The sequence below is a fragment of the Desulforhopalus glucosivorans genome, from assembly GCF_054397165.1.
The window spans coordinates 597,879-611,144 of the sequence record NZ_AP044854.1; the positions used below are offsets into that span (position 1 = coordinate 597,879).

The 13,266-nt window shown below is 42.5% G+C and carries 9 protein-coding genes and 2 pseudogenes; 6 read left to right on the forward strand and 5 right to left on the reverse strand.

Annotation, left to right across the window (positions count from 1 at the left end):
* The first annotated feature begins 21 nt into the window (after positions 1-21).
* From rnc to ACX6CI_RS02605, 3 genes are read left to right on the forward strand one after another with little or no spacing between them, the layout of a single operon-like run.
* Entirely contained in the window at positions 22-753 is a 732-nt protein-coding gene (gene rnc, locus ACX6CI_RS02595) for a ribonuclease III (RefSeq protein ID WP_458776625.1), read from the forward strand.
* Positions 750-1,763 (forward strand): elongator complex protein 3, encoded by a 1,014-nt coding sequence (locus ACX6CI_RS02600; RefSeq protein WP_458776626.1) that lies wholly within the window; start codon positions 750-752, stop codon positions 1,761-1,763. The genes rnc and ACX6CI_RS02600 overlap by 4 nt, the downstream gene beginning before the upstream one ends.
* Entirely contained in the window at positions 1,747-3,735 is a 1,989-nt protein-coding gene (locus ACX6CI_RS02605) for an ABC-F family ATP-binding cassette domain-containing protein (protein WP_458776627.1), read from the forward strand. The genes ACX6CI_RS02600 and ACX6CI_RS02605 overlap by 17 nt, the downstream gene beginning before the upstream one ends.
* A gap of 416 nt (positions 3,736-4,151) precedes the next feature.
* On the opposite strand, the gene ACX6CI_RS02610 is transcribed toward ACX6CI_RS02605, so the two are convergent.
* Together ACX6CI_RS02610 and ACX6CI_RS02615 are read right to left on the reverse strand one after the other, a co-directional pair.
* Positions 4,152-5,636 carry a nitrilase-related carbon-nitrogen hydrolase gene (locus ACX6CI_RS02610; RefSeq protein WP_458776628.1) on the reverse strand — a complete coding sequence of 495 codons (1,485 nt, stop codon included), beginning with the start codon at positions 5,634-5,636 and terminating at the stop codon, positions 4,152-4,154.
* A 129-nt stretch (positions 5,637-5,765) separates the two neighbouring features.
* Entirely contained in the window at positions 5,766-6,431 is a 666-nt protein-coding gene (locus ACX6CI_RS02615; RefSeq protein WP_458776629.1) for an outer membrane beta-barrel protein, read from the reverse strand.
* Positions 6,432-6,786: 355 nt separating this feature from the next.
* On the opposite strand from ACX6CI_RS02615, the gene ACX6CI_RS02620 reads away from it, so the two are divergent.
* The 3 genes and pseudogenes from ACX6CI_RS02620 to ACX6CI_RS02630 all read left to right on the forward strand — a co-directional run.
* Positions 6,787-7,521: a response regulator gene (locus ACX6CI_RS02620; RefSeq protein WP_458778422.1), complete on the forward strand. Its 735-nt coding sequence runs from the start codon at positions 6,787-6,789 to the stop codon at positions 7,519-7,521.
* A complete protein-coding gene (locus tag ACX6CI_RS02625) occupies positions 7,518-8,822 on the forward strand; it encodes an ATP-binding protein (RefSeq protein WP_458776630.1) in 1,305 nt (434 codons plus the stop codon). The genes ACX6CI_RS02620 and ACX6CI_RS02625 overlap by 4 nt, the downstream gene beginning before the upstream one ends.
* Positions 8,823-9,062: 240 nt before the next feature.
* Positions 9,063-9,548: pseudogene (locus ACX6CI_RS02630) on the forward strand (arsenic resistance protein); the annotation flags it as partial.
* 331 nt (positions 9,549-9,879) lie between these two features.
* Here the strand turns inward: ACX6CI_RS02630 and ACX6CI_RS02635 are convergent.
* The 3 genes and pseudogenes from ACX6CI_RS02635 to ACX6CI_RS02645 form a co-directional block, all read right to left on the reverse strand.
* On the reverse strand, positions 9,880-10,764 hold the full coding sequence (locus ACX6CI_RS02635) for a formylmethanofuran dehydrogenase subunit E family protein (RefSeq protein WP_458776631.1): 885 nt from the start codon (positions 10,762-10,764) through the stop codon (positions 9,880-9,882).
* Between the two features lie 707 nt (positions 10,765-11,471).
* Positions 11,472-12,254 (reverse strand): hypothetical protein, encoded by a 783-nt coding sequence (locus ACX6CI_RS02640; protein WP_458776632.1) that lies wholly within the window; start codon positions 12,252-12,254, stop codon positions 11,472-11,474.
* A 35-nt stretch (positions 12,255-12,289) separates the two neighbouring features.
* Positions 12,290-13,142, reverse strand: a pseudogene (locus ACX6CI_RS02645) (transporter).
* Positions 13,143-13,266 lie beyond the last annotated feature (124 nt).

The following is a 13,266-nucleotide window of genomic DNA, read 5'->3' on the forward strand; positions in this document are numbered from 1 at the left end:
TGACAAGGAAAATAATTAAAAATGGGAATGAACATTGATTCGCTTGTGCGGGTCAACAAAGAGAGGTTGAGTGAGTTTGAGAGAATTTTAGGTTACCGTTTCACTGATTTAAGGCTTTTGCAGAGATCTTTAGTGCATTCATCCTATGCATTTGAGCAATCCAATGAGGGTGAAAATAATGAAAAACTTGAGTTCTTAGGTGACGCGGTTCTTGATCTTGTCATTGGTCATGTCCTTTCCCATCGATATCCCGAGATGCGAGAAGGGCAACTGACAAAACTGAGAGCGTCCCTTGTAAATGAACACCATCTGGCCTTAATGGCCCGTGGTATTGATCTGGGCGATTATTTATTCTTAGGTAAGGGGGAAGATGCCTCCCAGGGAAGACAAAAATCTTCCATCCTGTCCTGTGCCTATGAGGCAGTGATTGGTGCAATCTTTGAGGATGGTGGCTTTGATACTGTATATGAGCTTGTAGATCGTTTCTTTAAGCCAACTCTTGATCCTAAAAAAGATGAACTGCTTGTGGCGGACTCCAAAAGCAGGCTTCAGGAACTCTTACAGGAAAAACACAATGAGGCTCCTGTCTATGTGATTGATGATGAAGAGGGCCCATCCCATAGAAAAGTTTTTTCGGTGTCTGTGAGATTTAGAGATGAAATCCTTGGTACTGGTCAGGCCGGGTCCAAAAAAGGCGCAGAGCAACAGGCTGCAGCGGCAGGACTTTTGACCTTGCAGAAAAAAGGTAGATGAAAAATATTCTTGTTATCCCGATCTTCATTCCCCATCGTGGCTGTCCCCATGATTGTCTCTTCTGTAACCAGCAGAAGATCTCGGGAGCAGCAAGAGATGGCGATTCGAAGGTAGAGGTTACTGATACGATTGAAGAGTGGTTGCAGTATAAACGCGGCCAACAAGAGGTGCAGGTTGCATTTTTTGGTGGCTCTTTTACCTGTATGGATCAGCGTGCTCAAAAAATGCTTCTGGAGGCTGTACAACCCTATATTAAGGATGGCAGGGTTCAGTCTATAAGGTGTTCCACCCGGCCTGATTGTATTGACGGGGCAATCTGTGACTTTCTTGCAGAGTATAATGTTCAGACTGTTGAGCTGGGAGTGCAGTCACTTGATGATGGTGTCCTGCGACAGGCACGGCGGGGACATAACGCCAGTGATTGTGAAAAAGCGTTTAGAATGTTGAAAAATGGTGGTATAGAAGTTGGCATTCAGTTAATGCCGGGTCTGCCGGGTGATACGACTTTCTCGTTTCTACAGACTGTGAGACGGGTGATTGAACTAAGCCCAGCCTTTGTTCGGATGTATCCATGCCTCGTGGTGAATGACTCAGGCTTGGAAGATCTTTATGAAAAGGGCGGGTTTCAACCATTAAGTCTACCGAAAGCCATTGCTATGTGTAGTTATTGCTACCCTGAATTTATAAAAGCAGGAATCGAAGTTGTTCGGATGGGGCTGCAACCTTCTAAGAGTTTAAGTGAAAGTGTAGTTGCAGGGCCGTATCATCCTGCTTTTGGTGAGTTGGTGCAATCAAGGCTCTGGTTGAAAAAGATTAAGCAAAAGCTCATGCTGCTGGCTAAAGGAGAACAACTGGTTATGCACCTTTCGCACCGGGATCTCTCATCCGTCATAGGGCAGCAGAGGAGCAACCTTCTTCGTATTGAAGAGCTGGGTTATAAAGATAGATTTACCCTTATGGTAAATAAAGATATGCAAAGGGGAAGTGCAGAATATGTTGTCAGTAAATAACCTCGATATACGTTTTGGGGAGAAGTACCTTTTCAAAAATGTTTCAGCCCAGGTCCATAAGGGGAATCGTATTGGCCTTGTTGGTGTTAATGGTGCTGGTAAGTCCACCTTACTCAAGGTGATGGCAGGTATTAACAGTACCGATGACGGGGTTGTGAGCTGTTCAAAGTACTTTTCTATCGGTTATCTCGCCCAGGAATCTGACGAACTATTTTCTGAAAAATCACTCTATGAAGAGGCGGAGACAGCCTTTGCCCCACTTCTTGCTTTGCAGAAAGAAGCGGACCGCCTCCATAAAGAAATGGAACAAGGCGATCCTGAATCAGAAGATTTTCAACAGTTATTACTTGATCACGGTGAAATCCAACAACAGCTCGATGGTAGTGATATCTATTCAATCAGTGGCAAGATAGAAAAAGTATTGCTTGGCCTTGGTTTTAAAAGAGAGGATATGGAAAAGCCGGTGGTCTCTTTTTCCGGTGGCTGGCAGATGCGTTTAAAACTTGCCAAGATGCTCCTTGAATCACCGTCACTTCTTCTCCTGGATGAACCTACAAACCATCTTGATATTGTATCCCTTACCTGGGTTGAGAATTTTCTTAAAAACTATAGCGGTGCCATGGTGATCATCTCCCATGACAGAACCTTTCTTGATAAAACCACCGAGCGAATATGGGAGCTCAGCTTTGGCAAGATTGATGTGTATAAGGGCAATTATACCTATTACACCACAGAAAAAATTGAACGAAGGGCCATAGAGAAGGGTGCCTACGATAATCAGCAGGCAAAGATCAAGCAGACCATGAAGTTTGTCGATAAGTTCAGGGCTAAGGCTACCAAGGCACGACAGGTACAGAGTCGGGTTAAACAGCTTGAGAAGATGGAGCTTATTGAACTCTCCGATGATGAAAGTTCCATTAAGTTCAGGTTTCCACCTGCACCATCTTCAGGAAGAGATGTGCTTAAGATAGATAAGCTGAGTAAGTCGTTTGCTGAAAAGCAGGTGTTTACAGACGTAGAGGTTTTATTAAATCGTGGTGATAAGGTAGCTGTGGTTGGAGTTAATGGGGCTGGTAAGTCAACATTCTTAAAGATTGTCGCAGGAGAAATCGAATCAGACTCAGGAGAGATTAAGCTCGGTTCCAATGTGAAGATGTCCTATTTTGGTCAGCATCAGGCACAGGAGCTAGCGCCTGGCCTCTCAGTGCTTGAGACGATGTCTTTTGCCGGCGAAGATATGACTATTACCCAGATCCGCTCGCTGCTCGGTGCATTTCTGTTTCGTGGAGAAGAGGTGGATAAAAAAGTTGCCGTGCTCTCTGGTGGAGAAAAGAGTAGGCTTGCCCTTGCGAAAATGATTGCTGTCCCGGCCAACTGCATGCTCCTGGATGAGCCGACTAACCATCTTGATATGAGCTCACAGGATGTTCTGATGGAGGCTATGGCCCAGTATGATGGAACCATTGTTGTGGTTTCCCATAATAGATATTTCCTTGATAGCTTTGTGAACAAGGTGCTCGAGGTAAAAGACGGGAATATCACCATGTTTGAAGGCAATATTACTGAATATATTCGCAAGTCTGAGGAAATTGAAGCTCAGGAACAACCAGCAAAAGGAAAGAGTAGTAAAGAGAGCAAAAATACGGAACCGGGTAGCTCTGCAGGCACAGAAAATCGTAAAGAGAAGAAACGTCAGGAAGCTTTAAAGAGACAAGAAAGAAGCCGTAGGGCAGGAAAGTGGGTCAACCAGCTGGAAAAGGCTGAAAAAAAGGTCGAAGAGTTGGAAAAGACCAAGGAAGCCATTGAAGAAAAGATGGCCGATCCTAATCTGTATAGTGATGAAAAAGGTTGGGCTGAAACCAGTGAGCAATACGAAACCTGTAAGCGTCATCTGGACAGGTATTACGCTCAATGGGAAGAGGCTCAGGAAAAAATTGACGAAATTGACGCAGAATTAGAGAAGATGTTGTAACCTTAATATCGGAATGATACGGAAGTAAAATATCAACAATATTGGTGCCTTATGTGGATCCTTTTTAAGGATGTCGAAAGCAATGTTACCGATAGAATATTACAAGTTAAGAAGGATAATGAGGTAATGGTTGGCTCACTCTAGTATCTACTCATGCACGTTGAGTTACTGCCGCTCTCATTATTTTGAGATTATCTTTGGGTAAGCTACAGTCTGTCGTTGCTTCGTTTTGAGCCAATTTAAATCAAATAGCCAAGTCTATCTTCACAGTCTATATACGCAATAAACTCAAGTGGAGCGACTGGTAGGATACTTAGAGTTTCGATCTGGCAATGTTAACATAATGATCACTGGTTAATCCGATGTGATATTTCGTTATTAAGAGTTTCCACAAGAGCCAAAAGCCGATTTGACCACTATTTTTCTTTATCTATAGTTGATTGTGTAAAAAACAGAAAGCCCGATATAGCTGTTAACCCGAAGATGGAGATCCACGCAAGAATATCACCCATCTTTGAATAAAATGTCGGTGTATTTTTAATTGACACATTAGAGTGCATAACATAATTTGTATTATTCCAGTAGTCTAAACTTGTTAACGTGGTTCCTGTGTAGTCAACTGCAATAGACAAACCTTCTCCAGTTGCTTTAATCATCGAGCATCCATTTTCTATTGCACGAAAAATTCCCATTCGACTATGTAGAGGACTTACTGCTTTCCAATCTAAAGATGGTACTAGTAATAGTCCGGCTTTACCTTTTCCCGTTTGCCGAATAAAATTAGGATAATTTTGATCAGCACAAATAACCGATGCAATTTTTCCAAACGAAGTGTTCACAATGGGTATAACACCTTTTCCAGGAATAATAGGTTCCAGTGGAGGGGCGGGTTTGGATTTGACATATTCTTGTATAATCTTCCCTTCAGGACTAATCCAAACTAATTTATTTTTCCAAGGCATTGCCGGGAAACCTAATGGTAGTGTAGCATATACCATAACGAGATATACTTCTTGTTCTTGGGCAATAGCACTAGCTTTATTTACAAAATCAGTCTCGTCTTCTTCTAATAGGGTAACTGCGTATTCCTGCCAAAATACAATTTGTGCACCTTTTTTAGCAGATACTATACTTTTATTTAAAAAATAATCTTGCTCGTTAATAGAGTGTTCTCTGATAGCAATCCTGTCTTTGTGACTTTCATTAAAAAATAATGAAATGAAAGTCTTATCAGGGTTCAAGATTGATGAAACTTTTATAGTTCCAGAATCTGGATTAATTAAAATTAGTCTCATTCCTCCATAGAAAAAAACTAATAAAAACAAAGCTAAGTATACAACTACTTCTTTCTTAGTTTCTTTGATATTAAAATCATTTTCTAAAAAACTATTAGCAACTGAAGCAAACCACGTTATTAAAAATGAAATTCCCCAAATTCCAGTTATTGATACAATTTGCATTAAGGCAATATTCCCATATTGAGTATAAGCCAGTGAGTACCATGAGCCAAATGATATAGAGATTATATATTCTATCGTTACCCATGCAAATGGAAATACAAATGTAGATGTAAGTCCTTTTAGTTTCGTAGCTAAACACCTATCTGCTAGAAATGGGAGAGAGAAAGCTATGCCTGAAGCTATTCCATATGACAATCTGTATATTGGAGGTAGTGCATCAAAAGAGAACATTAACCATGATATTAACGTATATGCTAAGGTTATCGATACGATACCTAAGGTTAGATGAATTGCAGTACGCCTGGTTCGAAAAAATCGAATTAACAAAGCTGGAAAAAGCCAAGTTGCAATTGCGATACTCCAGTTACCATTTGAAAGTACAAGAAGAATTGATCCTGTAAAAAGCAAAAAAAATGTTCTAAGTTTATTGGAAATGCTCATAACTTTTGGCCTGCCGTTTATGAAGAGAAGAGAAGCTATCGAAAAACAATAAACTCTGACCGTCTTACATCTTAATTCCGCTAATCAACCTACAGCTTGCTATAGGTTGATGAAGCAGACAGGATAGATTTAAAATCGGAAACCAGCATTAAAGGTGACAATGACAGCACTGAGATCTCCGTTATACTCAAACGGGATTGAGGCAGTTGTCGCACTTATATCAATGTCCTCGGTCCATCTATACATTGCTTCCAATCCTAAAAAGAATCGGTCATTAATGTTGTAGTTTGCCCCCGCTACAACATGTACACCAAAGACAGAATCATTATCGTCAACATCAAAATCTCCTAAGGCATCGGATTCGATATCCGCACAAATATATGTTCCATAGAGACCAACACCACCACCACCAAAAAGATCTACTGGGCCAAGGGGATATTCTCCCTTAAGCGTTAATAATATAGCTTGTGTAGCAAGACTGGAGTCTTTAGAGTAGGACCCTGCAACACCGTTTGAACTGGCTTCATCATCATTGCCTTGACCAGAAAGATCAATGGACCCCTCGAGAATAAGGTGGTCACTCAAGTACCTGCCGTAGGCGAAGGTGCCGCTAAAACCAGTGTCATCGAATCCTCCATCGTCCAGATCGGAGGTAGGGAATAGTGCCCCTAATTTTAGCTGCATATAGTTTTGCCGAGTTTCAGCTTCGCCTGCCAGACAATTCGATGCGAACCCGAGAGTTAGGCCACTAATACCGAGTACAATTCCCATTTTAATGCTTTTTTCTACGTTCATTTGTATCCCCACCCTTCATTGTTGTTATTGTGCAGAACGATGAACAAAATCATCTTTAAGCGTTTTTGTTCATCGCCCTCAATTACCTGATGTTCTGGACATATAGAATGAAATTACCGCTACGTCTACAGAGAAATTGTATTAAAATGTTGCAAAATGTTGTTGGTGTTAGTTTGTTAGGTCTACCAACACCTTGCGTCAGGCAACCTCTGTACATTTTGTTACAATTCGCCACACAATATAACAGGTTGAAGGACTATCCTGTGATACACTTCCCTTGTATTGGAATGAGCGTACCTTCAATATGAGCAAGGTCTGCTGACTTATTATTTATGGAGTTTTAATTATGTATTCAATCAATCACATTCTTCTTATTGAGGATGACCTGAGATTATCTGCTCTCATTGCTGAGTATTTCATTAAGCAGGGGTTCAGGGTATCCACTGAATCAAGAGGAGACCTGGGCCTTGCCAAAATTTTATCTGAGCCGCCCGATATCGTGATACTTGATCTTATGCTACCCGAAATGGATGGCTTAACAGTATGTCAAAAGGCAAGGCAGGACTTCTCTGGCCCAATACTGATGTTAACAGCCAGAGAAGATGATTTTGATCAGGTGGTTGGTTTGGAGATGGGGGCTGATGATTATGTCAAAAAGCCAGTAGAGCCCCGGGTGCTCCTTGCCCGTATTCGAGCTCTTCTTCGAAGAGCTCGTTGTGTAAAAAATGAAGGCCGGTACGAACATAATAACAGAGAAGAGCTTTCATTTGGTGACCTCTCACTGAGTAAGACTTCTCAGGAAGTTTCGTTTGCCGGGGTCCAAGTGAATGTCACGACAAACGAGTTTTCTCTCCTCTGGGCGCTTGCTTCTGCTGCTGGAAACATTCTCTCTCGTGAAGATTTATTCCAACTTACAAGAGGAATTCCCTTTGATGGTGTTGATCGGTCTGTGGATATTACTATTTCAAGGTTGAGGAAAAAGTTAGGGGATAATGCCGATAGTCCCTGGAGGATTAAAACAGTATGGGGCCAGGGCTATCTTTTTGTTAAAGAGGCTTGGCGTGATACCGCTCTTCAAGATGTCGAATGAAAAGAGTCTTTTTTAGTTTTTATACCTTTTTTATCTGCGTTCTTTTGTTGGTACAATTTCTTATTGCGCCGGTGGTGGGTAATATTTTAGATAAATATCGCGAAAATGAGGCTCTGCAATACTCAAGAAATCTTGCGAAAGGTGTCTTTCATCTTATGGAAGAAGATCTGCTTGGACGGCCCCAGGAGGCCTGGCCTGATCGTATCAGGCAACTGCAACCGTATTTTGGATACGATATCAACCTTGTGCATTCCGCCAGTCTTGATTTGCCGCAGAGGCAAATGGAGTATCTTGGTCGTAGCGAGATAGCAGTGGTCGACGCAGGCGACTATGTTTACTACAAGATTAAGGGCAGCGAGTTGATCATCACCAAAGGGCCATTCTCGGTAATAGAACCTAAAGGTGGTATTTTTCAATATATATTCCTTCTCGCAGTGTTCGTGATTGTTGCGATACCTACGGCGGTTTGGATCATTCCTTTCTGGCGCAAGCTCAACAAAATTAGCACAGCAGCAATCGCCTTTGGTGATGGTGACTTTGACACCAGAGCAGAGATAACATCAAGGTCAGCCCTTGCACCTATTGCCGTTGCTTTTAACACAATGGCCGATCGTATTCAGCATTTGATCAGCTCCCATAAGGAGTTAACAAATGCAGTCTCTCACGAGTTACGTACCCCTATCTCACGCATTCGTTTTGGCCTTGAGCTGCTGGATGATCCGGACGAGACTCCCCATAAAAAGAAACAGTACATAAACGGGCTGTATGGTGATGTCGCAGATCTGGAGGAGCTGGTTTCCGAGTTATTGACATTCGCCAAATTTGATAGGGAAACGCCTGAATTGCACATTGAAACTCACTCTGTAATTCCTTTTCTTAGCTCAGTACTTCGCGATATTGTCGGCAAAGAACCAAAGGTAGAATATCAGCTTGTGGATAAGCTCAAAGAGGGAGAGGGCTCCGTACCCTTTGATAGTAAATATCTGGAGAGAGCTATTGATAATCTGGTGCGCAACGCAATGAGGTACGGCAACCAACAACTGCGGGTTACCGTCGAAAGGTCATCAGACATGTATTTGCTCCATATCGAAGATGATGGTCCTGGGATACAAATTGAGGACAGGGAGAAGATCTTTGAACCTTTTACAAGATTGGATTCCAGCCGAAACAAGCTTTCTGGAGGCTATGGCTTAGGGCTTGCCATTGTCTCTCGCATAGTGAAGTGGCATGGTGGGGATATTTTTGTTACCGATGGAAGTCTCGGTGGGGCGTGCTTTACCCTTAGTCTGCCAGGAAAATAGGTCGCCCACGCGAAGGTAAAACGATATCTATCGCAGATATATGTTGCTCAGCCTCCAAATTTGACCCTCTTTCAGCGTTGAGCATTAACTCCTATATATTATGGAGAAGAATATGTTTCCTCGTTCAAACCCCTTCTGGGTGGTCGATTAAGAGTTTCTAAAAGAGAGTAGATATTTGGTCTGAGGGGTCACCCTTGGACGCTGACAAGGGGTCAATATTGAAAGCTGATTGACACGCAGCTCTTATCTGTTGCTATATATGTGGCTCTTCCCCTTGTTGCTGGATATTTCTCACGTAAGTGGATCATCGGTGCCAAGGGTGAGGAGTGGTTTAAGGAAAAATTCTTGGGCGTTCTGACACGCGTGACTATCACGGCTCTGCTGCTCACCTTGGTTCTACTTTTTAGCTTTAAAGGTGAGGTCATCACTAATAATCCTATGACGATTGTCTGGATTGCAATACCACTTTTTATCCAGACGATACTCATTTTTGCCCTTGGATACGGTGCGGCTAAACTCTTAAATTTCAAATACGAGGATGCAGCTCCAGCAGCCATGATCGGAGCTTCCAACCACTTTGAGGTTGCTATTGCCACAGAAGTGATGCTATTTGGATTATCCTCAGGTGCCGCACTGGCAACGGTTGTTGGCGTTCTAATAGAAGTTCCTCTCATGCTGATGCTTGTCGGATTTTGTAAACGCACCACATCCTGGTTTGAAAATTAATTTCTTTGCCCACTTTTACGGAATATTACTATGGACGACAAACATGTAGACAAAACAGACCAAGGTGATCAAAAACTATTCTTTCAAAAGGTAACAGCAGCTCAGCAGATTGAGGGTAAATGCCTATCGCATGTGAACTTGCCGGCCCTGCTAGATACCTAACAGAGCATCAGCTAAGATAATTACTTCATTTCTAAAAAAGCTAGTTAGCCCATTACTGGGAGTCTCGAGTGCAGCTGTAACTGAAATGGTTTTAACAAAAGATTCGATATCCTGGATATTTAAAGCTAAAACCACTCCCAGCGGCTAACATCTTGCACTCTAGAGTGCCTTATTTTCCTTCAGAAACAGGTTTATCTCGATAAGAATAATTTTTTAATCGGATATCTCCGCGTTTGTGGGGATTGGAGACAGCTTTTGTTGTGTCGACCCAATCTTCCCACCTAAAGTCTTTTATGATTTCTGCCTGATAGCTCTCACTCAGTGGGCGGCTGAGGATATCGTTGACATGCACCCACTGATAATAACGCATAAGGTCCACCTGATAGGGGGCGGGTTCACCTTTAGAGTTTTTAACGACTTTTTTCAGATCAATGATTTTCTGCATATCAATTTTTGTCTTCCATGTGATCGCTCCCGGAAGAACAACAGGTTCATTCGGGATATTATTGATTCCTTTTTTTAATGTCGCCAGAACAGCGACTCCGGTATCCTCACGATAGATGATAATTGCATGGCTATAATCTTTGTTCTTAAAAAAACCGAGATTGCCATATTGAACACGTGCCCCGGTCAGAAAAGCGATTCCGTCCGACCAACAAGGACCTGTTCCCGAAATGGCTTTAAGGACACTTCTGTCAATGATTCCATCAGGAAAAAGAATATCGAAAGCAGTTTTACAGCAATTCGCCACATGCGTTATTCCCTCGCAATCATGACCATGCCATTTTATGACGTCTTTTATTGTCACCGCATAAGTGCGCTGATAGTACCGTCCCTGTGTGCCTTTGGTTGCAAGAATCTCAAATACTGGTGCATATGGCATAGCGACCATGGGGGCATACCAAGTAGGTATCCTGTCCGGTGGAGTCACACCGGTTTCTATAAAAATATTAACGCCCTGTTTATAAGTCGGGTCTTGAGACCAAGATGGTGTGTGAACCATCGTTAAAAGAACTGCAAGTAAAGCAACCGATATCAATTTCATTTCTTTCATTCTCCTTTTTGTTCATTTTTTCAAAAACAATGAATGTTAAGCTGCACTGTATAGTCAGAAAATTTAAGCGCTACACAGGACAGAACCATTACATTATGAATCTTGCACCGAAGGTAATATTCCAGTATCTATAAGATTTTATAGTACTTTGCAAGAATTACTCAATACCAATATGTAGTTAGGAACTAGTGTGGTATGTTGACAAAGTGTCTCGTTAAGGAGAAGGATAGATAGAGAAATATCTTACTTATCACGTAAAAGGAGATGGTAATGGTAAATGCAGAGAAGTGGTTCAGTTTGTTTGAACAATTACCTGGTGTTCCTTAGGTGGAATCCCTGCCTACTTTATGCTGCTAAGGGTACCGCCGGCAGCATAGTTCCATATGCCTCGTCTGGTGTCATTTTCTCCAAGCTTGAATGCGGCCTCGATTGATTTCTGATTATCTTGTGCCATAATATAAAATAATTTATTGGTTTGTTCTGCTAAGATTGTGGTATCAGACCCCACACATAGGCAAGCGTGTCAACCTGCCTTCCTCCTTTAACTCCCGGCCCGGATTGCGCTGTCAGGCATCCCATCAAAAAAAACAGCGTGCAATACGTGTCTCTACACGGTCGGGCGTCATTATCTAGGGCGGTAGTGCGGTGGGCATTTTGGGCGGAGTTGGCTGTTTGTTCAACTCAACTAGTCTAGCCCCTTGATCACATTAAAATCTCCAGGAAAGTCCAATCGTTGGCCCATCTTGGCTGACATCGTATATAAAGCCATTACTCTCATAGTCGATATCCAGGTAACGGTACCCAATGGTGGTTGAAAACATTTCCCCCCACTTGTATCCCATGTTAAAACTTACATCCCACATAAGGTCTGACCCTGCACCGAAACCTCCAATAAGTGCTGCCCCACTCATGAAGAAATTTGAACTACCCAGAGCGGTGAGACCTTTCACACCAACCAGTGGATCCACCCAATTCTTTGAATTGTTAGACTCCCTCCCAGGAAGAAGACCGCCACTAAATATCAGTGTTGATTCAACCGCCATAAAACGAGCTCCCACCAAAAGATCAAGAAAATAGGTTTCACTCCCAGAAAGACGATAAAATGCGGCAGGTGTCATCAGCCACGATTCGGTTCTAGAGGAAGCTGAAGTAAAGAGAGAGCCAGGCGTAGCATTTTCAATGTCAATGTCCGTATAGGCAAGATCTAAAAACAGTCCGAATGCCCCCTTGCGAACCTCACCAAGGAGAAACAGGGCACCGTTGATGTTGCCGGCAATATCGTCCCAGAAATCGATATCAACATCAACTTTAGGCAGGTTGTTATAGGTCTTAACAGTGCCTTTTTGACCGGCAAGCCAGGCGTAGGTCGCGAGCTGAAAATCCCATTGGTCGTCCATATTCTCGGCGGAATTGGCGGGAAGAGCAAAAGCGAGCAGGAGAAGACTGGTAAGAAATAGTTTTGAACATTTTTGGCTGTGGAGAAAATGCATAATGTTGTCCCTTTATATTTTTTTATGGATATAACCTAATTAAATATCGATTTTGGTAGTATGAAGGTTACCTGAAAGCGAAGGCGAACCCCCTGGGCCTGCATCTGAAGATTCTATCCAGTAGCCGATGCCTCCAGAAAGGCTTACCGGTAACTTGCCAATGCGAACGAGTTTGGCCGCCGTCAAATTAATGGGTACAGACCAGTTTTCAGTTTCCCAGTTATATGTGTTTTCAGAAGTTAATGAAAATGTCAAAGCACTTTTAAGAGAGTAAGAAACAAAGGGCTGAATAAAAGAAAGATTAACGTCATCCCGATCCGAGTCCCCGGCAAATGACCAGATATGATTGGCAAGCAAACCAACTGTCCAAGGTCCTTTTATGGTAAGAACAAGACCACTGGGGCCAGTACCCCATTTTTCTGTACCCAGCTTCGAGTCGGTTGCTGTCGGCAGAAAAAAAACGGGACCAATCCCCCATGTTATCCCTCTGGAAGAAGGTTTTTTCGGGGAAAAGAAGACACTGAGTGTCGTGTCACCAAGACCAAACTGTGAACCAGCACCTTCAAAGATATCCTCCTGATAAGTGACAGGTAATATGGTTCGGCTGATAATATTCCAATCATCATTCATGCTAAAAGGTATCACAGGCTGAATATTGGTCTGCAATTTCCACCCGTCATCCGTTAGGCCATAATTCCCATCATAATTCATCTGGACAGGAATACTGATAAGATCAACAACTGGATTTGTTAATTCCTGCGCAAGATCAGCATCATTGGTTTGATTGGACTGTGCATCTTCATTGGCGGATACATTTTGAGTAGAAACAATAAGCAGGGCAACAATACTTAAGAGACAACAATTGGTGATACCATGTAGCTTGAACATAGTGTGTTCTTATTGTGGAGTTTGATCAAAAAACACAAAAGTGCCGAGGGTACAATTGCCATTCAACGCTGCAAGTTGTCAATACTGCAGAGCGTAGTAACATTTCAGATAATCTCAGCCTATC